Origin of the sequence: Kamptonema animale CS-326, from assembly GCF_028330895.1 — a bacterium.
Lineage (GTDB): Bacteria > Cyanobacteriota > Cyanobacteriia > Cyanobacteriales > Microcoleaceae > Kamptonema > Kamptonema formosum.
Map to the genome: position 1 here is coordinate 1 of NZ_JAQMUA010000100.1, position 21,556 is coordinate 21,556.

The following is a 21,556-nucleotide window of genomic DNA, read 5'->3' on the forward strand; positions in this document are numbered from 1 at the left end:
GACAAAATTACTTTTAACTCCCCAACACTTAAATCAATTCTTTCTTGGTAATTTACTTTCATGCACCACTCCTCAAACTCTCATTGTTATTATAGCATACTTTTAGGGAAATGGTATTATCTGCCGGAATGCTTCGCCCCTACAAAATCGGGATGCTCTCGACATCGCCATCCTCAACATCACTAACAAATGTCTTAGGCAACTGTACTCCTAGCGTCACCATTCTGATAGCTTCAAACAAAAGTAAAGACAGCCACAAAATATGGTTACTCTCAAACTTAATAGCAGCTACATCCGCAGGTAAAAATCCCACTACAAGAGCAACTAAGCTAACATTGCGGAGGGTATGCCCTTGGGCTAAACCTAAGAAATAGCCATCTAGCATAAAGTTTATTGAACTGAATACGAGAACGAGTAGCAACCAGGGAACAAAAATATCAATGTTTTTAGTGACTTCGGTGTGATTCGTCAACAACCCAAAAACAGTATTAGGAAATAACCAACAGGCTCCGCCGAAAGCAAGTCCTACCAGCAAAGCAGTTCCCAGAGAAAATCGAGCCAGAGGTGCTAACTGTTGTGAAAATCCTTTCCCTTTAAAGTTTCCTACTAGAGTTTCCGTACCGAATCCCAATCCTTCAACAAAATAAATACTGAAATTGCATATCTGTAAAAGCAAGGCATTTTGAGCGTAGATAATCGTCCCCATCTGTGCCCCCTGATAGTTAAAAGTTAAGGAGGTCAAGATAAAAATTAAATTGCTGATAAAAATGTTTCCATTAAGGGTCAAAGTAGATCGTATCGCTGAGGGACACCAAATTTTTCCAGCTAAGGCTAGTACCTCTTGCCAGTGGATTTCTTTGCACAAAAAAATCAATCCCACGAATAGGCACAGATATTGGCTGATAGCATAGGATACTCCAGCCCCCGTACTTTCCCAACCCCACCGGATAATCAATAGGTAGTCGAGTGCAATTTTGGCAGCATTGCCAACGACAGACACCACCACAACTAAGGCATTTTTTTCCTGTCCTAAAAACCAACCAATTAAGACAAAATTGAGCAAAATGGCGGGTGCTCCCCAAATTTGGGTATTGAAATAGGCTAGACCTGAAGCTTTAACTTCTGGTGCGACATCTAGGAAGGCAAACCCTAGTTCTCCTAAAGGGTACTGCAATAGTGCGATCGCGATACCCAGTACCAGAGCAATTAAACCATTACGCAGTCCCACTAACAGCACGCCTTCTCGGTCATTTCGTCCCACCGCTTGAGCCGTTACCCCAGTAGTACCCATGCGTAAAAACAGAAAAATCTCGTAAAGAAAATTAAGCAGGTTTCCAGCTAAGGCAACTCCTGCTAAGTGTTCGATTCCTTCCAGATGACCTAAGAAGATGACGCTGACTAAATTTGCCAGTGGCACCATAATATTTGATAGGACGTTGGCTAGAGCGAGTCGGAAGTAGCGAGGTACGAAGTCATACTGGCTATTGAGCATCAGGTTCATAGATAAATCCGCTTGTTACCAAAATCTCTACCAAAGAGTCTCTACTTTTCATATTAGTTTACATGATTTTTAGGAGGAAGGCTCCCGATGTGTCGTCTCCAGATGCGCTGAATAGTTGAAAATAAAGTTACTAAAAACTTCTTTCAATTATAAATATAAAAACAGAAAAACATTGATTACAAAAATGATGATTTTTATTTTTTCTCTTCCTTTTAAAAAATGGCTGTTTGCCGCGCTCGCGCTGATAGTGGGATTATTTCTAATTTCAGAAGGATTTCAGGTATATTCACTCGCTTGTAATCGAACTGAAAAAGCTGCCAATACCTGTGAAATTTCTCACTTTACCCTTTCGGGAACAAGTGTTAAGCAATTCCCATTGAGTCAGCTTAAAGAAGCTAGAGTCCAACAGTCTTCACGTTCTAAAATAACGGTTTGTATTTTAGTAACAGAGAAGGAAGTATTAACATTTGGCTCCCTATCCACTAATTATGCCCAAGGAAAGCAAGAAATGGTATCTGAGATTAATACCTTTTTACAAAATCCCAAGCAGTTAAGTCTATCAGTCAAAGAACCCCCTGGATATTCTATAATTTTAATGGGTATTATCTGTAATGTAGTGGGTTTGCTTTTATTCTTTATAAAGACTCAATAACATGGAATTTTTTAGTTTTGTAGCCACACACAACAGTTCTGCCAATCACAAATTACCAATTTAAGTTAAACTAAAGTTGTTGGCTAAAAATTGAAAAATTGATTTAAAGGAGCGAAATACCATGCTAAAACTTTATGGAGGAGCTCGCAGCCGGGCCTCGATCGTTCAGTGGTACTTAGAGGAAATAGAAATACCTTATGAGTTTGTGTTGCTAGATATGCAAGCAGGAGCTCATTTACAACCAGATTTTTTGGCAATTAACCCTTTTGGGAAAGTTCCTGCGATCGCAGATGGAGATTTTAAACTTTGGGAATCGGGCGCGATTCTGCTATATCTAGCTCACAAATATGGTAAAATGCCTGAATCCTTGGAGAAGCAAGCTGAAGTTGGGCAGTGGGTCTTATTTGGCAATGCAACTTTGGGGCCAGGGATTTTGCTAGAAACGAATAGCGATCGCGAAACCCCTCGTTTATTAACCCCACTCAATCAAATCTTAGAGCAGCAACCGTTCTTAATGGGAGATGAATTCAGCGTCGTAGATGTAGCCGTCGGTTCGATTTTGGCTTACATTCCGATGGTAATGCAATTCGACTTTACCCCTTATCCCGCAGTTTTCGACTACATCAAGCGTATATCAGAGCGACCGGCATTTAAAAAAGCGATCGGCGGGGGCAAATAACTGATAACAGTTAACTGATAACGGTTAACCATTAACCGTTAACCGTTAACCGTTATCAGTTAACGATTTGACCTCAGAATCGAATTATCTGAAACCAACCGCAGCCTGCCACACAAAAGCCAGCAGCAAGAAAAACACAGGAATCACGGGCAAAACGTCAACCAAGGGGTTAAAGATTGAGTAAGCTTCGGGCAGCTTTGCTAACAGCAGTGCAGCTTCCATGAATGAATCTACCTCTCCAACACAATTTTAATAATTGTCGTACATCTTAACATGAGGCGTTCGCAGAGGATCTGGTACTTGGTGCAAGCCAATGAGCAAATTCTTCGGTAAAGCGATCGCTCAGAATCGCTTCCCTAATCCGCACAGTAAAGCGAATTAACTCCGTAACGTTGTGAATCGACAGCAGAGTATGACCTAGAGCTTCGTGAGCGCGGACTAAGTGACTTAAATAAGCGCGGCTGAAAGTTTGGCAAGTATAGCAGGGGCAATTTCGATCGACAGGGCCGTAATCCTCTCGAAACTGAGCATTTTTCAGATTCCAGCGTTCCCCTCCTACCAAAACCGCCCCGTGACGGGCCAAGCGAGTAGGAATCACGCAGTCAAACAAATCTACACCAGCCGCGATCGCCACTGCCATCTCCCGGTAAGTGCCAATTCCCATCAAATAGCGAGGTTTTTCTGGAGGTAAAAGCGGTGCAGTCACCTTTACAATGTCTTCAATCATTTCTCCCGGTTCACCCACACTCACTCCGCCGATCGCATAACCAGGTAAATCCAAATCTACCAACTCATTAGCCGCGCGCGATCGCAAATCTGGATAAACGCCACCTTGGACAATACCAAACAAAGCCTGATCCGATCTTTGGTGAGTAGCAATACACCGTTTCAGCCAGCGGTAAGTGCGATCCGTCGCCGCCGCCACATCTTCCCGTGACGCGGGATAAGGCGGGCACTCATCAAAAGCCATAATCACATCCGCACCCAAATCATTTTGAATTTGGATCGAAAGTTCCGGTGTCATGTGGATCATCATCCCATCGCGGGGAGAGCGAAACTTCACCCCATCCTCCCCAATCGTGCGAATCTCGCTCAAACTGAATACCTGAAATCCACCAGAATCAGTCAAAATCGGGCCTTTCCAAGCCATAAACTTGTGCAATCCGCCAGCACCGGCAACAATTCCCTCCCCCGGTTGCAGATGCAAATGGTAAGTATTCGCCAATACCATTTGAGCACCCGCCGCCTCTAGATGTGCAGGTGTGAGAGTTTTGACATTAGCCAGCGTCCCCACTGGCATAAATCTAGGTGTTTCTACCGAACCGTGGGGAGTTGTAAAAATACCTGCACGCGCTTGCGTTTGGCTACATTTAGCCTGAGATTGAAAAGAAAAATTATCCGGCATCGGGCATGAGGTAATGGGAGTTTTGAGAGATTGCTACAGGCAAGCTTCGCGTCTGGCGACGCTAAACCCTTTGGGTTGGCGTAGCCTAACCGTTACATGAGTTTTTAATTCTTGGAAAGACGCGATCTATAGCGTCGCTACTAACTCATAATGTCCCAAACGCTGCCAGTAAAATTAAAATGGGCAGTCATCGTCATCGAGTTGGACATCCCAGTTAGCTGAGAGCACTTGATCCACCACTGCATCCAAAGCAGCCGCGTTTAAGTTCCGCGTAACTTGCTCTTGGAGAGGATTTGATAGGGGAATCAGCCGCAACTGGCGGCCATCTTGCATCAAGTCGAAATAAGACCCCTCTTCCGGCGACTGTTTCAGTTCTAGGTAATCAAAACTATAAACATTCAAATAGAGCGCGTGGTTAGCAATCAGAGTGGAACGAGTGGGATCGGCAAAGACCTCCAGCACGTATCCTTCTCCTTCGCTGCAAATTATACCATCCTGAATGTGGATGTAGCGGACGCGGCCCAAATCGACTAGCAAGCGTTGTAGATCCCGCTTGTTGACAACAATCCCCGTATCCACGATACAAGGAGCAGCCACCCTGTTATTAAATTGATTGTGACTCATGGAACTAAAGCCTCTGGTGTAGTTGTGTTCGCGTTGCGGAAATTAAGGAACCCGCTAGCATTCTGGGGAGGAAGAAGGGGGATAAATTGAGATTAGCCGCCACTCAGATCGAGATTTTCGGGTTCGCTGCCCCTACCAGTTTCTTGGGAAATGGATTGAGCAGGAGCGCTACCCTACCTAAGACCTGAAGGGGTGTTACCGATCCAATTCTGGCATACCCTAGTGGATTCACAACTCCCTTAAAATACTGAAAATTTATATCCTATGGTAGATAATAATTGGGTTCGCTATCTAAGTAAGTATTTCAGGACGCAGGGAGCAGCTTTTGCTGCTGCTATTGCCTTCTACACTTGTTTGCCTGTACCCATCTCTTGGACTTTGGAATTTCGTGGTATTGCGCGTTTGGCTCCTGCAATCGGCTTGATGATAGGCGGTATATTGGGTCTAGTCGATGCTGGGTTGCAGTTTTTGGGGATGCCTGTACTTACGCGCTCGGCTCTGGTGGTTCTCAGTGGAATTACGGTAACGGGCGGTTTACACTTAGATGGAGCGATGGATACGGCTGATGGGTTGGCTGTTGGCGATCCGCAGCGGCGGCTGGAGGTGATGGCTGATAGTGCGACGGGAGCGTTTGGGGCGATGGCTGCGATCGCGATCGTGTTATTGAAAACTGCGGCCCTGAGCGAGTTAAATGGCGATCGCTGGTTGGCTTTGATGGCGGTGGCTGGTTGGGGTAGATGGGGGCAATTAGTGGCGATCGCGCGTTATCCTTATCTGAAAGCTACTGGCAAAGGAGCTTTTCATAAAGATACTCTTTACTCGCCTCTGCATTTTTTACCCGGACTATTTTTATTGTTAGGTCTGAGCGGTTTACAAATTATTTTAGACCGCGATCGCTGGCTTTTGGCGGCAGGAATGGCATTAGGTGGAGGTGCGATCGCTATTCTCACAGGAGCCTGGTTTAATCGCCGTTTAGGAGGTCATACCGGGGATACTTACGGTGCTGTTGTTGAATGGACAGAGGCATTATTGTTATGCCTTTTAGCGGCTTTGTCAAGTAATCTGTAGGGTGCGTCAGGCAAAATCGGATCGCTATTAGTCGCTCTTAGCAAAGATTTGACATCTGACGCACCCTACTAACTACTACTCAAAACTATTTAGCTAGTACCCAGACTTTCATTGATTCAACTCGGAGAGATTTACCACGAGTTCCACAATATTGACCATTAGCAACGGGAGGAGTATCGCCGATATTTTGAATGTGAGCAGTGTAAAATACATCGTATTTAGAAGCTTCCGGCCCAGCTAAACGAATCGCAAATCCTTCAATGCGCTTAGATTTACCTCGGAAACCGGCTAAATCTCCTTCATTGATCCAAGCTGTATCGCCAACTCCTTCAACGTGAGCCATGTACTGGATACTCAAGCCAGGAATTGCTGGATCTATATTAATCTGAAACCCTTCTAAGCGCAGACCTTTGCCACGACTGCCAGCATCTTCTTGAGCTTTAAAAGTGCGATCGCCTACGGATTGAATGTGAGCGAGCACTTTTAATCCAACGGTGGCGGGAGGTTGAGGTTTTACAGCTACAGCAGTCTTCGAGGGTTCCACCCAAACTTTAATCCCTTCAATCCGCAGAGATTTGCCGCGAGTACCGCAATATTTACCATTAGAGGTGACTTCTGTATCACCAATATTTTGAATGTGGGCGGTGTAAAAGACATCATAGTTAGCCGCTTGTGCCCCGGCGAGTCTGATCGCAAATCCTTCAATGCGCTTAGATTTACCTCGGAAACCGGCTAATTCTCCTTCATTAACCCAAGGTGTATCGCCAACGCCTTCGACGTGAGCCATATACTGGACGGTTAAGCCAGGAATTGCCGGATCTATATTAATCTGAAATCCTTCTAAGCGCAGACCTTTACCGCGACTGCCAGCATATTCTTGAGCCGCAAAAGTGCGATCGCCTACGGATTGAATGTGAGCGAGCACTTTTAATCCAACCGATGCAGGCTGCTGCGCTCCTTCACTGCGGGGGGTTTGTCCAAATACGATGTGCTGTCCCTGCACATTCTGGAGGGGTTGATTTACGTTAACGCTGGGAACGACGATCACTTCATGTATGGGAGTACCAGAGGCGGGGGACTCCAAAATTGTGATGTCTGGGTCAACAGTAATGGGTTTGTTCGCGACTGCTACAGTTGAAGGGATGATGATTACTTCTGGCAAGGCTTCGGCTGTAACTTGCGGTAGAGTCAGAGGTAAGCTAAGGGAGCGTTCTGGTTCAACTGACTGAGAAGCAACTGGTAAATTAGGAGTGGCTGCGAGCGCGGTGAGTGTTAATTTACCTCTAGATATGGCTACAACTAACTGTTTGCCAAAAGCCGCACCTACTATTTCTTCAAGCCTTACCCACTGACTATCATCTAAATTTTCTCCCTGTTCGACTAGAGTTAGCAAAGCTGAGAATGGGTGTTTTTCTTCAACTAAGGCGATCGCGTCTGGATGTAGTTGGGTGGCTTTTGGATTGTTGATAGTACGGTAAAGTTCGCTAGCTTTATCCCGTACTGGTTCCAAAGGCGGAAAATTGTTCTGTTCTCGGTGAACGATTGCTAAAACGCGATCTAGTATATCTAAAGCTTTTTGGCGGTTTTCCGCATTGCTTTGTGCCGTTGCTACTGCCTGTACTAGATCTCGGATATCTTGGAGGGACACGGGATTGCTGGGCGATGCCAGGGATTTTCCCAGTTCGAGGGCTTGATTGCGTGCGATCGCAAAGTTCTTACCGTAGGCGGTAAGTTCTTGTATCAAGGTATCGGAGGGTGGAATGCCAGAACTTTGCAGTTCTTTAGCAGCCTGAGATAAGCGGCTACCCAAAGTTGGAAAACTTTCCGATAGAGAATCAACTTGTCGAAGCAAATCTTTATAAGCTGGTGCCATACTGTTGTCCTGACTATTTAAGCTTGCCAATTATAGACGTTTGAGCTGTAGGAGCAATGTTCCTGAAACTGTTCGCCCTCAATTTTGATCCCTCATCTGTTACTCTCAGCAGAGAATATTTCGTAAATCCTCTCCCCGATTGATTCTGTTATTCCTTACAGTATTGAGAGAATCCATCGGCAATTCCAGGCTGAAATGATGGTGCTACAGTAACTTCACATCAATAAACAGATTTTAATTTTCCCATAGGGACAAAGAGGGATGTAATTTATCTTCTGTAATTCCTTCAATCGCCAAATAGCGATATCATAGAGGTGGTGTTAAGTTTTGTAACAACCATTGACTGCTATATTCCAACCTACAAACAGCCTTATTGTACCTGCACCCTGGTATGCTCTCAATACCTCATGGCAAGGCGGTGAGGACATTGTGCAGAAGGGTTTGCCACATACCCAGTTAGCACCGACATGGCAGATATTGCTGCTCGGCGACGGTTCCCCTACGCGCCACCTGCAACTTATGACTGGGGAACCAACGGAAGTGGATGTGATTGATATGTCGCTAGTTGGTACCGATACGGATGGTGCGCCTGTGCAAATTGAAGCGGTTCCAGGGCCGCGTCTGCGTAGGCAAGTGTGGCTGCGGACAGCTTCGGGACAGCGTTTAGCTTATGCGACTTCTTGGTGGGAAGCGAGCCATGTTGATGAATATTTGCAAAATAAATCGCTGCCGATTTGGGCAAGTTTGGCGCGGTTGCGGACGGAATTATATCGGGATGTGCAAGGGATTTATTATGGTGATTCGGCGGCTTTGGAGTCGGCTTTTGGAGAGTCGGGCCCGTTTTGGGGTAGACATTATTTGTTTTGGCATTATGGTAAGCCACTGACGCTAATTTATGAAGTGTTTTCCCCTTATTTAACAAAGTATTTGGGGCCGATGAAAGTTGATTAAGTAGTTGGAGAAAAAAAATACAGTTAAACCAATCTAAGGCACAATAAGAGAGAAGTCAATAATAGAGCGGCCATGTCTAAGCGCAAGAAATACAATTGGCTGAAAGAAACACTTGAGCTAAAAGAAGATCACAACTGGAAATCAGAGCCAGGAACTCGGATTTTTGTGGCGGGGCGAGGGGCCTTGCGATTCGATGTTCCAGAAGATTGGTATTTTGAGCCAGATGAGAAGTCATTCCGGTTTCTCGATCGAAAGCCCCCCAATGATGATGCTCGATTAGAGGCTTCTTTTAATTTATTGCCCCCTGCTAACTGGCCTGATTTTCCCTTGCTTCCCCTATTCAAGAAGGTGATTAAAGATGATGAGCGGAATCCGATCGAGCAAGGAGAAATTATCCAAATTAAGCGTCAAACTGCTCGGATTATTTGGACTCAAATTAAATTTATCGATCCTCAAGAGCATCGGGAAGCTTATTCTCGAATCTGTATTGGGCTAGGTTCTGGCGTTCAGTGTTTAATTACTTTTGACTATTGGGTTGATGATGCGGAGCGGATGATTCCTGTCTGGGATACAGTGATAGAATCATTAGTTCTCGGTTTGTATATCAGCGATCCTAGAACAGGGTTTGCATTGCCTGATTAAGAGATTCGGAAGTATAGAAGGGAGATTTGAGGAGTATCTACGCACAGCGAAAAATAATTTCAACGATCGCTCTCTTGGATTGGGGTGGCGATCGCGTTAACCTGCCCTTCTACTTACTTGCTGGAGATGATGGCAGACTTGTTGTCAACCTCAGCGATCGCCTCACCCCAGATGGAAGACAAGATGTGCATAAGAGGAAATAAAATTATACCACGCTTGTGCTATTATTAATAATAATTTTTAGAAGAGTTCGACCAGAGCGGTAGTCAATATTTGGTAAGCTAGATCCAGTTTATCAAGCCCAATTTTTTCAAAAATTTATGCACATCCATAATCTTGAACAATGGCAACATTCTCACGACTTTTCTGTTAACCAAGATCGGGCAGAGAAAAATACCAAGATAGTAATGTTGCTCACAGCAGTGACGATGGTTGCTGAGATTGTTGCGGGAACGATCTTTGGTTCAATGTCTTTGCTTGCTGATGGTTGGCACATGGCAACCCATGTTGCAGCATTTGGGATTACAGTCTTTGCATACCAGTATGCTCGGAGTCATGCGACTGACCCTAAATATACATTTGGAACAGGTAAGGTCAGCGTCCTTGGAGGCTTTGCAAGTGCAATAGCACTTGCAGTAATTGCTTTGATTATGGCACTTGAGTCAGGAGCAAGACTTTTTCAACCTCAATCAATTCAGTTTAATGAGGCAATCGGTGTTGCTATTATCGGATTAACAGTCAATCTAGTGAGTGCTTGGTTATTACAAGACCATCACGATCATCATCACGATCGTCATCACGATCATCATCAAGACCATCATCAAGATCATCATCACGATCATCACCACGATCGCGATGACCACGATCGTCAAGATCACAATCTTCGTGCTGCTTACCTTCATGTTTTGGCGGATGCACTAACTTCTGTTTTTGCAATTGTTGCCTTATTTTCTGGCAAGCTTTTGGGTTGGGTGTGGATGGATGCAGTAATGGGGTTAGTCGGTGCAGGAGTAATTGCGAAATGGTCTTATGGTTTGATTCGTGACACTGGTTTAATTTTGGTGGATGGAGCGATCGATAAGCGAGTTAAGTTAGATATTGTTACTGCTATTGAAGAAGATGCTGATAATCGTGTGACTGACTTACACATTTGGCATATTGGTCAAAATCATTTAGCTGCAACAATTTCGCTAGTTACACATCATCCTCAAACACCAGAATTTTATAAAAATCTACTCAGCCATATTCCATCTCTTTCTCATGTACTTGTTGAAGTGAATCACTGCCACGACGATCCTAACGTAGCTGAGCATTTACACTGTGAAGTTTAGATAGAACAGTTTCGGAAGTCGATCGTTGAAGTTTGGTTGTGGGATGTCGATACTTTTGGGATATTCGGTAACATTGTACAAAATCGGTCAAGCGACAAGGGGAGATGGACTGGGTATTAAGGCGATCGCTGAGTTGGAGTACGATCCCTAGAGACAAGGAAAGGCGTAGTGAAAACAAACAGGCAAGAGTGCGATCGCGCCCCGAAAAATTCAACCTCCGGGGTCAACTACCGCACGCTAGTCACTTCCAGAGACTCCTGCTTCACGCGACCCGCCATCGCTGCCAACTGTAAACTCATAAAAGCATTCAAATCCTCCAAATCGTACCGCGCACTCGTAAATATCTGCTGCATTTGCTTTTCGGCTTCCAGCGTCAGATATCCCGTACTGAGAGCGTGTTGGACAACTTCACGAATCACCATCATAGAAATGCTCCTTACTTCTCTTGTCTCTTGCTTCTAAAACAAGTATCTGGTTTTATCCCGAAACTCTCAGTGACGCTCCTTTAGCCTGCCTGTGATACTTTGAGAGGTAGCCTGTGACTAGCCGTTAGAGTCTCAGTGACTGCGATCGCAACTAGATCGATCTCAAGTTAAGGCTTTGACAGCAGGTTCTTTAGCAATACACGAGGCATCTGAACGCCGCCGCGATTTCCCAACCCGCAGGAGAGAAAAAGAGCGAGGGAAAAAGGAGACAACCCTGAGAATGGATTTAACAGCCGTCTTGGCGTTTAGGACGCTACTAATTGCTGAAACCATTGCTTTTATTGTCTTGTGCCTTCAGCATAGTTGCCCTCTGCCAAATGCTAGAACTTAAGATGAGCTGGAATTAGCGGCATCTCTGCCGAATGCTAGAAGTTAGGATGAGCTGGAATTCCTCGCATCTCTGACCTCGCGGGACTCTTGTCTAACGCGGCCAGCCATAGCCGCTAGTTGCAAACTCATAAAAGCATTGAGGTCTTCGATATCGTATTTAGTAGTAGTTAGCATTTGCCGAAGCAGATTTTCGGCTTCAACTGTTAGATAACCCGTACTCAGAGCTTGTTCAACGACTTCGCGAATCATAATCATAGTAACCTCTGCTTTTTTCACTGCCTGGATGAGATTAGTATTAAGTATTTCAACCGATCGCACAGTGATAGCAATGCCGTAGGTTCTGTGACGTTTTTGGAATCAGCAGGTGATGGTTTGGGTGCTCTGACGTGACTGGCTGTAGAGAGGTAGTGTGATCGAGATCGCGAGGATCTATCGTAGGGGGGAGATGGAGAGGATAAGGGGGATCGGAGAGATGGGGAGGATCGGGGAGAGGGAGAAGAGAGGGAAGTGGAATTTTTCCCTATTCCTTCCTTATTTTACTCTCTCCAAAATAAGAAAAGAGGGGCGATCGCGCTAATTCCTGCCTTTAGTTGTCACATTTAGACTGTAAAGCTTGAGCGGATAATGCTTGATTGCACTTCCGAGCGGAGATTTTGCCTCACCGAATTGGCTTGCTCAACTTCTACCAAATCGCTCCTAAGTTTAATACAAAACCAGGAAGCACCGGCTCACCAGATACTTGAGTAGGATTATCCAAAACTTCTACTTCTGCACCGGCTCGATAAATTTCTACTTGCCTATTTTTGCGATTAATTAACAAACCCAAAAGCGCACCATTATCTCGATATTCTCTCATCTTATCTTGAGTTTCTTTCAAACTATCACTAGGAGAAAGTAACTCGACGACAAAATCCGGACACAAAGGGGGAAATTTCCGTTGTTGTTCAGGAGTTAAAGCATTCCATAGTTCTAATTTTACCCAAGCAACATCAGGGGCTCTATTTGCACCATTGGGAAGCTTAAAACCAGTAGAGGAATCAAACACTTCACCCAGTTTATTTTGATTGTTCCAAATCCAAACTTGTGCAGTTAATCCTGCATTACGGTTTCCAGTTTCTCCTCCTGCTGGTGGCATGATAATTAATTCTCCCTTGGCCGTGCGTTCTAATCTAATATTTTCATTTTCTTGACAAAGTTGAAAAAATTGATCGTCTGTCAGTTTGATAATCGGGTTGAGGTTGAGAGTCAGGGTAGTCATATCGGTATTTTATCGGGGACTAAACGACCTTTAATTAAGGATTTTAGCACATCCCATATAGGACTTACGCTCATGGCCCCAGAAACCGGGTTTTTGAGAGAATCTGTGGGTCAAAACGAAGTATTTTCGTAAAAAAACCCGGTTTCTTTGGTTGGATGCGTAAGTCCTGATTTATTGACTGCTTTTTACATGATGTTCAACATAAGAGCGCAACACAGCATTCATCAGAGATTGATAACCTTTTCCTTGGCTTTTAAACCAATCTAATACATCGCTATCAACTCTTAAGGAAATAGCTTGTTTTGTCAGCGGTTTTACCAGTTCTGCCTTTTCCCAGAAACTCGCATCTAATTCAGGAATATCAGAGGTATCAATGTCGTCTTCTGGGATGTTTTTTAATTCTTCAAGTCGTTTGGGCGAGATAGTCATAGTAAGTATGGTTTATCAGGTTCCTGTCCCAATTCTTGACAAAGCTCTAAATAATTATTCCTAATCCTTGACATATTCGATACTCCAATCGGCTTCTGAGATCCCAACTGCTTTTAGAAAACGACGACAAAAATCTATATGAGCAATCCCAGATTTGTTTAAATTAATCCAACATCCATTTGATAACTCATGCCATCTTCCTTTTTCCTCACTATTTCCATCCGGTATATTATCACGGAAATGCGATTTAAGTCGGTTTCTGGCATTTTCAAAGCGTTTTGAGTCCTTTTCAATGACCCACTCACAACATTGAATTGTAAGTTGTCGCCAAGTTTGTTTAGAAAGTGAAATTTCATCACCACAAATTTGCATCAATTTTGGTTTACTGAATGTGGGAGTAGGAAATACTTGCTGTTCTCCAAGGGATGGCCAAATTTCGATAAACTTATTGCTTAAAAAATTAGCTCGTTCGAGAATAGCTTGTTTATCCCATCGGTTAATACTTTGAGAAAAATAATCATTATTAATTTGCAAAGCGTGTTTAGCCAGTTTTTGTTTTTTTACAAGAAATGCTGAATTAGAAAGTTGTGCATTCCATTCAGAAGTAACTAAAGTTAAATTTCCCAAGGTATGTAAATAATAATCTAGTAATTGTTTGAGTTCATCTCCCAGTTCCTTCTCCCAATCTTTGCTTGGCTCTTGCGGTAAAATATGCTCAATAGTTTCACTTTTATCTTTATTGAGGACAGTATACCCATCTGTTCCCTTAGACAAGTGGCGATTAATTGTTTCTATAACAAGACCTATTTTTTTGGGATTGTTTTTATCATAAAGTGGACGGCTATTAATTGATTGTCGGACATCATTATTGTTAGGATATTGCTTGGTAATCAAGACTTTCTGCAAAGCTTCTGGTAAAGTAATTTCTTCATCTTCATCTTTGATTGCTGTTATATCTTTCCAAAGGGAGGGAAAAATTCTATTAAGATAGTTAGTTTGTTTCCCACAAATATAGCGACGAACTAGATAGTTTTCCAGTAAAGTTAGGGATTCTATAAACTCTGCAAGATCAATATTTTTAGAGTTATACTCATTATATAGCATTAATAAAAACGGATAAGTAGTAGAAAGGTCTAAAGTATTAAGGCGAATTAAGGCAGTTTTAATATCTTGATGGACTTCTGTTTCCGGTCGCAGTAGTTTGTTGTAATACTCAGCAAATTTTAGAAGATTAGCAATTTCTTGAACAAATTTTCGATCATCTAATTCTTTACAATAATCACGAAATCGTGCACAAATATGGGATTCAGCACAAAGATTTCTCGTTTGCATTGCTAAATAATGTCGAATAAAAGCCGTTAATTCACCCATCCGTGATTTACCAACTGTTCGTTTCTCTTGCAATAATCCTTCGATTTTTTCCCAATATTTAGTAAACGCATTTTCTTGCTGAGATGTTGGTAGCATCATCGCGATATAGTTGCGGACTAAATCTGCCTGAGTTAACGGTTTGCCTTTGGCATTAAGACTTTCAAAAATATGATAAGGGCTTTCATTTTTATTGAGTTCTATAAAAACAACTTGAAAGCAGTTCTGTAAGACCGTAAAAAACCTACCAATATCTAGTTCACTTTCTTTAACTGTAGATTCGATTTCGTGACGAAAATAATTATAAGCTTTAGGTATGCCGGATTCAGGTTGATTAGGTTTTTCTTCTGAAATAATCGCTTGATAAGCTTGGCGATCGCCGTATTTATTGGTTGGTAAAATTTTAAAATAAATCTCCCCTTCCCCTTCTTCATCTGAATTGACTACAAATTTATTAATTTTGTTAGCAAGCTTTGGATCGGTGGGCTTGACCAGATCCCGCAAAACAAGAAACAGTAAGGATAGGGTGGTCAAACGTTGCTGACCATCAACTAAGTTATGAGCTGTTATTGTGCCATTGCGTGTTCCATCATTGATAACTACCAGAGATCCTATAAAATGTTCTGGTTCTCTATCTGGATCGCTATCTGGATTGTATTCCTCATAAATTGCGATCGCATCCTTTAATAATACTTCCCATTCAGGTTTTTCCCAACTATATTCGCGTTGAAAGGGGGGCATAATATAATGGACTGCACCACCGGCACTGAAAACTTTGGAAATTTTGAAACTCTTTGCGTCCATTGCCAATCACTCCCAATATATCTAAGATTTGTTCGTCACTTACTTAGCCGTAGGCTGCGCTACCAAATTGATGCTAAATTTAACACAAAACCAGGGAGAACCGGATCGCATGATACCTGAGTAGGATTATCCAAAATCTCAACTTCCGCACCGGGTCGATAAATCTCTACTTGCCTATTTTTCCGATTAATTAACAAACCCAAAAGCGCACCATTATCTCGATATTCTCTCATCTTCTCCTGAGTTTCTTTCAAACTATCACTAGGAGAAAGTAACTCAACGACAAAATCTGGACACAAAGGGGGAAATTTCTTTTGTTGTTCAGGACTTAAAGCATTCCATCGTTCTAATTTCACCCAAGCAGCATCAGGGGATCGATCTGCACCATTAGGAAGCTTAAAACCAGTAGAGGAATCAAACGCAATACCGCTACCATCTCGATCTGACCAGTTAAATAATTGTTGCGTTAATCTTCCATTCCGGTTTCCAGTTTCTCCTCCTGCTGGTGACATGATAATTAATTCTCCCTTGGCCGTGCGTTCTAATCTAATATTCTCATTTTCTTGACAGAGTTGAAAAAATTGATCGTCGGTCAGTTTAATAATCGGGTTGAGATTGAGAGTCAGGGTAGTCATATCGGTATTTTATCGGGGACTAAACGACCTTTAATTAAGGATTGTAGCACATCCAGTAAGTCTTCAGGGAGATGGAAATACTAATTCAACTACGCAAATATCAAGCGGCCTTTCGGTTGAGGAATGACGCGCCCCAATTCGTTAGCAGTCTCAATCCACTGTTGCATAATAATTTCTACATTTTGCAATGCTTCTTGATAAGTTTCCCCATCAGCAGCACATCCTGGGAGTTCAGGAACTTCGGCAATAAAAGCCTCGTCTTCCTGACTCCAGTAAATAATTATTTCATACTTCATTAATTAGCAGAGTTTAAGTTTATCTGAATTGCTGATATAATTTTCTCTTCCCAAGCTGGATCGTCAAGTTTTATAGTAACTTTGTGAGGACGAGAATGCCGCCGATCCATATAGGCATAAAAAGCTTCTCGATCGTCTCTATGAGTGAGAATGTATTGCTTTAATTCGCGATCGCTCATTCCAGCATAATTGACATTACTCATGGTTCAATACTCCCATCAATTTGAATTTCAAATTCAATCTCTTCGCTTTGTCCTGCTAAGATAAATAGATTAAGAGTCCGTTCATCTATTTGTAAACAGTCATTTTCTCCATCCCAAATAAAAGGCAGAGCAGGCAAGATGCCTGCCCTACTAAATTATAACCCTACTCTACCCCCTCAATCCGATCCTCTACCTCCTGATACAACTGGCGCAAACGATCCAAATTACTCTCCGAAGTCTCCCAATAACCCCGGCCATTCACTTCCAACAAAGTGCTGACAATCTTACGGAAAGAATGAGGATTCAAATTCATCAATCGCTTCTGCATTTCTGCATCTTCGATAAACGTAGAATTGACATCTTCATACACCCAATTATCCACCGCACCCGCCGTTGCACTCCATCCCGAAGTATTCACTAAACGCTTAGAAATCTCGCGCACTCCCTCATAACCGTGCGCTAACATCCCCTCGTACCACTTGGGATTTAACAACTTAGTCCGGGAATCCAAACGCACTGTTTCCGATAACGTCCTTACCTGTGCATTTGCCGTTGTACTATCAGCAATAAATGATGCTGGTTGCTTCCCATCACCACGCAAACTGCCGATTAATTTGGTAGGATCGGAATCGAAATAGTGCGAGACATCGGTTAAGGAAATCTCCGCTGAATCCAAATTCTGGAACGTTACCTCAGCAGTCTTTAATGCTGATTCAAAAATCTTGCGATCCTGTTCCATTGTCCCTGGATTATCGGAAGAAAAAGCAAAGGATTTGCGAGTTAGGTACATTTCCTGTAACTCTGCTTCACTTTCCCAAGTGCTATTTTCTACCGCCAAATTGATGTTAGAAGAATAGGAACCAGACGCATTAGAAAACACGCGAGTTGCAGCTTGGCGCAAGTTTATTCCCATTTCTTCGGCTTGTTTCATCGCGTGTTTGCGGACAAAGTTCATCTCCAAAGGTTCGTCTGCTTCGGCGGCCATTTTCACGGCTTTATCTAACAGATTCATCTGGTTAATGAACAAATCTCGGAATACACCAGAACAGTTAATCACCACATCAATCCGAGGGCGACCTAACTCTTCTAAGGATAGTAATTCCAGCTTATTCACCCGGCCTAAAGCATCAGGAACCGGCTTAACTCCCACCATCCACATGACTTGTGCGAGAGACTCACCATAAGTCTTAATGTTGTCAGTTCCCCACAACACAACGGCAATAGTTTCGGGATAATTACCACCGTTATCTAAGCGCTGTCTTTCTAACAAACGGTCAACTATAATTTTAGCTGACTTCACTGCTGCCGTTGTCGGAATTGACTGCGGATCTAAGGCGTGCATATTCTTGCCAGTGGGCAAAACATCGGGGTTCCGAATCGGATCGCCACCGGGGCCAGGTAAAATATATTCACCTTCTAATGCCCGCAATAATGCGCCTAATTCGTTATCCGCACAAACCTGTTGTAAGCAGAATTCCAGATACTCAAATAGGGGTTTAATCGGTTCAGGGTCAACCTTTTTGTAACCCAATTCATGCAGTGCTTCAATCCAGGGTTCTTTCTTACCCATATTGAAGAAATTCAGCTTAGAAACCAGGGAAACTCTACCTTCTGCGTCGGTTTGTTCCTTGACTAAAGCGGTGACAGCGGCGCGAGTGGCTAAGGTGATGTTTTGCAATAATTCGACATCGGCTAAAATACCGCGATCGCTATTTTGGAAAACATCGTTAATATCGCGGCCGACGCTATTAGCAATGATTCGAGGTAAGCTGAGAAGGTTATCTTCTTCTCGATCTAAACTGGCAATATTTACCAAAGTCGCGATCGCTTCTTCTGCCGATGGTGGTTTGCCAATGACGTGCAAACCGCAAGGTAACAACCGCGATTCGATTTCCATCAATTTGCGGTAAACATTACCGACAATATTATCGCGTTCCTCGCCAGTTAATTGGGCAGCAACGCCCCCTTGTCCACTCTCATCTGCGGGAGGTAAGGCGATGTCTTTATCCAAATTAACTAAGCGGCACTTCTCAATAATTGCCTCGACAATGGGAATACCACGCCCGGTTTCTTTTAAGGTTTGATAGGAAGCAATTAACTCGCTGAGTTCCTGCAAACCTTTGTACAAACCCGCATTTTCCGCCGGCGGAGTCAGATAAGAAATCGTTTCCGCATAACTGCGACGCTTGGCAATTGTCGCCTCGGAAGGATTATTGGCTGCGTAGTAATAAAGATTAGGAATCTTGCCAATCAAGCTATCGGGATAGCAATCGTTAGACATTCCCATCTGCTTACCCGGCATGAATTCCAGGGAACCATGCGTACCAAAGTGCAAAACTGCATCTGCACCCCAAATCTGTTCTAAATAGGTGTAATAAGCAGCAAAACCGTGATGGGGACTAGCGGAACGCGAGAATAGCAACCGCATCGGATCGCCTTCATAGCCAAAAGTAGGTTGCACGCCGATAAAGACATTACCAAAAGCCTTACCGTAAATCAGTAAATTTTGTCCATCGCTGTTAAGATGTCCCGGTGGCGGCCCCCAATTTTCCTCTAATCGGGTGGAGTAAGGAGTAAATTCTTCATACTCTTGTACCGACATCCGATGGGCAATATTTAATTCGGGACTCGTGTATTGTGCCGTTGCATCGTGGATGACTTCTTGCATTAGCTTCTCAGCGGAATCTGGCAAGTTTTGCACATCGTAACCGTTGCCTTTCAAGGCGCTAATTACTTCGTAAATCGAGCCAAAAACATCCAAATAAGCAGCAGTCCCAATGTTGCCTTTATCGGGGGGGAAACTAAAAATTGTAATGGCAATTTTTTTGGTTAATTTGGGTTTGCGGCGCAGATTTGCCCACTTCATCGCCCGCCCAGCGATCGCCTCAATCCGATCCTGAAGCGCGATCGCTTTCCCCGTTGTACCATCACGCCCGGATAAAATAATCGGTTCGATCGCACCATCTAACTCAGGAATCGCAATTTGTAGCGCCACCTGAATCGGATGCAAGCCTAAATCGCTATTTTCCCACTCTTCCGTAGTTTGGAAAACCAACGGCAAAGCCACCATATAAGGGCGATTTAACCGCTTCAAAGATTCGATCGCCTTCGGATGATCCTGCCGCGCTGGGCCGCCCACAAGTGCGAAACCTGTGAGAGAAACCACCGCATCCACGATCGCCAAAGGTGCAACACCCTTCGCCCCAACTTCCAAGAAATAAGTATCCACAGGCTTAGAAAAGTCTAAACCCCCCGCAAAAATCGGTACAACCCGCGCCCCCATTGCCTCAAATTCTTGCACCATTGCTACATAGTGAGCATCATCGCCAGTCACTAAGTGAGTGCGTTGCAACACCAAACCAATGCAAGGCGCAAACGGATCTTTGAGATCGTCGGAAATATCTTGGCGGGAATTATACCAAGTTAGATACTCCTTCACGTCTTCAAACATCTTCGGGGCCAAAGGATGCCACACCCCCATATCCGGGTAAACTACGGGGTCTTGAAAGCTCTGTTTGCCACCTTTGAAGACATATTTATCCGATAGCATCAACAGGAAATTTTCGAGGTTTTCCTCGGAACCGCCCAACCAATACTGAAAACTCAGCATGAAATTGCGGGCATCCTGGGCCTTATCGATCGGCAAATATTTCAGCACTTTCGGCAGGGTTTGCAACAGTTTCAGCATCCCATCTTGGAAAGAAGCACCGGATTTTTCCTTCCGTTTCTTCATAAAATCGCCGATCGCACTTTTGCTTTGTCCCAATTGCGCCATCGAAAACGTGCCCATTTTATTCAGGCGCATCACTTGCGGCATCGAAGGGAAAACCACAGCGACATCGAGGCGATCGCGCAGGGGTTCCACCGCCGCCACCACCTTATCGGCCAAATCTTCAATGAAAATCAACGACGCGATAAAAATGTTCGCATCGGCGACATCGCGTTTAAAAGCCTCATAATTCTCAGCGCTACGGAGTTCTTCAATCAAATAGCCACTGATCTCAATTGCTAAATTCGGGTTCTTTTGGTTAATCGATCGCACTGCCGCCGATAGCGCACTCTGGTATTGCGGCTCTAGCACGACATAGACCACCTTGAGAAGCGATCGCCCCTGCAAGTTTTCCGGTGCGACGTGGCGAATGGTGGGCTTGACGTGAGTGAACATCCTTCTTTTGCTCCTTTAGATGCTAGTTCAGGAAAAGGGGAGGGAGCAAGTTCGCAGGGGGAAATTTCATCCTTTCCCAGTCCCTCGGTTGCAGTTTTGTAACGCAACTCTGCCCAGTACAGGGGTACGATCTTACCAATCCCATGAGTATTTGTACCAGAAAACGATCCCTAAAAGCTAGTTAGCACCTACTTTTGATACAATTCGATAAATACTTGGCAATGAAGGAAGAAGGAAGAAGGAAGAAGGAAGAAGGAAGAAGGAAGAGGGAAGAGGGAAGAAGGAAGAGGGAAGAGGGAAGAAGGAAGAGGGAAGAGGGAATAATTACCAATTACCAATTACCCGTCCTACCTCTTGAGTCTGAGAAACGCTATAATTTTTCTATTATCCATTCCCTAAAAACCATGATTGCAGTTAAAGACAATTCCCCACAACTTACTCCCGAAGAATACTTTATTTGGGAAGAAAAGCAACTCGAAAAACATGAATATATCAACGGTCAAGTTTACGCCATGAGCGGCGGTAGTGTTAATCATGGGCGCATCGCTATTCGGTTTACCGCCATGTTTGAGACTCATTTAGAGGGTAGGAGTTGCATAACTGGTAATTCTGACATCAAGGTTAACATTGTTGAAACTAATGACTATACCTATCCCGATGTCAGTGTAACCTGCGACGAGCGCGATCGAACCACAACCCAATACATTACCTATCCCTGCCTAATCGTTGAAGTTTTATCACCTAGCACTGAAGCATACGATCGCGGCAGCAAATTTAGAATGTATCGCCACAATCCAATTTTACAAGACTACTTATTAGTTAGCTCCACCAGTATTGAAATGGATTTATATCACAAA

At 43.7% G+C, this 21,556-nt stretch carries 24 protein-coding genes; 8 read left to right on the forward strand and 16 right to left on the reverse strand.

Annotation, left to right across the window (positions count from 1 at the left end; genetic code table 11):
* Window positions 1-139: 139 nt before the first annotated feature.
* Window positions 140-1,501, reverse strand: coding sequence for a guanitoxin biosynthesis MATE family efflux transporter GntT (gntT, locus tag PN499_RS05740; protein WP_272030734.1), 1,362 nt, complete (start codon window positions 1,499-1,501; stop codon window positions 140-142).
* 184 nt (window positions 1,502-1,685) lie between these two features.
* Here gntT and PN499_RS05745 point away from each other — a divergent pair, with 184 nt between their 5' ends.
* A complete protein-coding gene (locus PN499_RS05745) occupies window positions 1,686-2,153 on the forward strand; it encodes a hypothetical protein (protein WP_272030735.1) in 468 nt (155 codons plus the stop codon).
* Window positions 2,154-2,274: 121 nt separating this feature from the next.
* A complete protein-coding gene (locus PN499_RS05750) occupies window positions 2,275-2,832 on the forward strand; it encodes a glutathione S-transferase family protein (RefSeq protein ID WP_272030736.1) in 558 nt (185 codons plus the stop codon).
* Between the two features lie 84 nt (window positions 2,833-2,916).
* Here the strand turns inward: PN499_RS05750 and PN499_RS05755 are convergent, their stop codons facing one another.
* The 3 genes from PN499_RS05755 to PN499_RS05765 all read right to left on the reverse strand — a co-directional run bounded on the left by PN499_RS05755 (window position 2,917) and on the right by PN499_RS05765 (window position 4,861).
* Entirely contained in the window at window positions 2,917-3,054 is a 138-nt protein-coding gene (locus PN499_RS05755; protein WP_007353093.1) for a photosystem II reaction center protein K, read from the reverse strand.
* Window positions 3,055-3,100: 46 nt separating this feature from the next.
* Window positions 3,101-4,237, reverse strand: a complete 1,137-nt coding sequence (tgt, locus tag PN499_RS05760; protein ID WP_272030737.1) for a tRNA guanosine(34) transglycosylase Tgt — start codon at window positions 4,235-4,237, stop codon at window positions 3,101-3,103.
* A gap of 174 nt (window positions 4,238-4,411) precedes the next feature.
* Window positions 4,412-4,861 (reverse strand): hypothetical protein, encoded by a 450-nt coding sequence (locus PN499_RS05765; RefSeq protein ID WP_019487820.1) that lies wholly within the window; start codon window positions 4,859-4,861, stop codon window positions 4,412-4,414.
* A gap of 264 nt (window positions 4,862-5,125) precedes the next feature.
* On the opposite strand from PN499_RS05765, the gene cobS reads away from it, so the two are divergent.
* The gene (gene cobS, locus PN499_RS05770) at window positions 5,126-5,929 is read left to right on the forward strand and encodes an adenosylcobinamide-GDP ribazoletransferase (RefSeq protein WP_272030738.1); all 804 of its coding nucleotides are present in this window, start codon (window positions 5,126-5,128) and stop codon (window positions 5,927-5,929) included.
* An 85-nt stretch (window positions 5,930-6,014) separates the two neighbouring features.
* Here the strand turns inward: cobS and PN499_RS05775 are convergent, their stop codons facing one another.
* Entirely contained in the window at window positions 6,015-7,802 is a 1,788-nt protein-coding gene (locus tag PN499_RS05775; protein ID WP_272030739.1) for a hypothetical protein, read from the reverse strand.
* Window positions 7,803-8,141: 339 nt separating this feature from the next.
* Here PN499_RS05775 and PN499_RS05780 point away from each other — a divergent pair, with 339 nt between their 5' ends.
* The 4 genes from PN499_RS05780 (at window position 8,142) to dmeF (ending at window position 10,726) form a co-directional block, all read left to right on the forward strand.
* Window positions 8,142-8,753 (forward strand): chorismate lyase, encoded by a 612-nt coding sequence (locus tag PN499_RS05780; RefSeq protein ID WP_007354452.1) that lies wholly within the window; start codon window positions 8,142-8,144, stop codon window positions 8,751-8,753.
* Between the two features lie 72 nt (window positions 8,754-8,825).
* Window positions 8,826-9,395, forward strand: a complete 570-nt coding sequence (locus tag PN499_RS05785; protein ID WP_272030740.1) for a hypothetical protein — start codon at window positions 8,826-8,828, stop codon at window positions 9,393-9,395.
* Between the two features lie 26 nt (window positions 9,396-9,421).
* On the forward strand, window positions 9,422-9,598 hold the full coding sequence (locus tag PN499_RS05790; protein WP_272030741.1) for a hypothetical protein: 177 nt from the start codon (window positions 9,422-9,424) through the stop codon (window positions 9,596-9,598).
* Window positions 9,599-9,715: 117 nt separating this feature from the next.
* Window positions 9,716-10,726 carry a CDF family Co(II)/Ni(II) efflux transporter DmeF gene (gene dmeF / locus PN499_RS05795; protein WP_272030742.1) on the forward strand — a complete coding sequence of 337 codons (1,011 nt, stop codon included), beginning with the start codon at window positions 9,716-9,718 and terminating at the stop codon, window positions 10,724-10,726.
* Window positions 10,727-10,953: 227 nt separating this feature from the next.
* Here dmeF and PN499_RS05800 read toward each other — a convergent pair whose 3' ends face one another.
* The 11 genes from PN499_RS05800 to PN499_RS05850 all read right to left on the reverse strand — a co-directional run bounded on the left by PN499_RS05800 (window position 10,954) and on the right by PN499_RS05850 (window position 20,699).
* Window positions 10,954-11,151: a hypothetical protein gene (locus PN499_RS05800; protein ID WP_272030743.1), complete on the reverse strand. Its 198-nt coding sequence runs from the start codon at window positions 11,149-11,151 to the stop codon at window positions 10,954-10,956.
* A gap of 162 nt (window positions 11,152-11,313) precedes the next feature.
* A complete protein-coding gene (locus PN499_RS05805) occupies window positions 11,314-11,484 on the reverse strand; it encodes a hypothetical protein (protein ID WP_272030744.1) in 171 nt (56 codons plus the stop codon).
* Between the two features lie 99 nt (window positions 11,485-11,583).
* Window positions 11,584-11,796 (reverse strand): hypothetical protein, encoded by a 213-nt coding sequence (locus PN499_RS05810; protein ID WP_007354457.1) that lies wholly within the window; start codon window positions 11,794-11,796, stop codon window positions 11,584-11,586.
* A 427-nt stretch (window positions 11,797-12,223) separates the two neighbouring features.
* The gene (locus PN499_RS05815; RefSeq protein WP_272030745.1) at window positions 12,224-12,799 is read right to left on the reverse strand and encodes a Uma2 family endonuclease; all 576 of its coding nucleotides are present in this window, start codon (window positions 12,797-12,799) and stop codon (window positions 12,224-12,226) included.
* A 171-nt stretch (window positions 12,800-12,970) separates the two neighbouring features.
* On the reverse strand, window positions 12,971-13,228 hold the full coding sequence (locus tag PN499_RS05820) for a BrnA antitoxin family protein (protein ID WP_272030746.1): 258 nt from the start codon (window positions 13,226-13,228) through the stop codon (window positions 12,971-12,973).
* A gap of 60 nt (window positions 13,229-13,288) precedes the next feature.
* Window positions 13,289-15,400: a DUF262 domain-containing protein gene (locus PN499_RS05825; RefSeq protein ID WP_272030748.1), complete on the reverse strand. Its 2,112-nt coding sequence runs from the start codon at window positions 15,398-15,400 to the stop codon at window positions 13,289-13,291.
* A 59-nt stretch (window positions 15,401-15,459) separates the two neighbouring features.
* Entirely contained in the window at window positions 15,460-16,035 is a 576-nt protein-coding gene (locus tag PN499_RS05830; protein ID WP_272030749.1) for a Uma2 family endonuclease, read from the reverse strand.
* 89 nt (window positions 16,036-16,124) lie between these two features.
* Window positions 16,125-16,331 carry a type II toxin-antitoxin system HicB family antitoxin gene (locus tag PN499_RS05835; RefSeq protein ID WP_272030750.1) on the reverse strand — a complete coding sequence of 69 codons (207 nt, stop codon included), beginning with the start codon at window positions 16,329-16,331 and terminating at the stop codon, window positions 16,125-16,127.
* On the reverse strand, window positions 16,331-16,534 hold the full coding sequence (locus tag PN499_RS05840; protein WP_272030751.1) for a DUF6887 family protein: 204 nt from the start codon (window positions 16,532-16,534) through the stop codon (window positions 16,331-16,333). Before PN499_RS05840 ends, PN499_RS05835 begins: the two co-directional genes overlap by 1 nt.
* Window positions 16,531-16,671: a DUF6888 family protein gene (locus tag PN499_RS05845; RefSeq protein WP_272030752.1), complete on the reverse strand. Its 141-nt coding sequence runs from the start codon at window positions 16,669-16,671 to the stop codon at window positions 16,531-16,533. Before PN499_RS05845 ends, PN499_RS05840 begins: the two co-directional genes overlap by 4 nt.
* Before the next feature lie 26 nt (window positions 16,672-16,697).
* Window positions 16,698-20,699 (reverse strand): magnesium chelatase subunit H, encoded by a 4,002-nt coding sequence (locus PN499_RS05850; RefSeq protein WP_272030753.1) that lies wholly within the window; start codon window positions 20,697-20,699, stop codon window positions 16,698-16,700.
* 194 nt (window positions 20,700-20,893) lie between these two features.
* Here PN499_RS05850 and PN499_RS05855 point away from each other — a divergent pair.
* Window positions 20,894-21,556: Uma2 family endonuclease (locus PN499_RS05855; protein WP_465249962.1), on the forward strand; the 663-nt coding region annotated here is incomplete at its 3' end.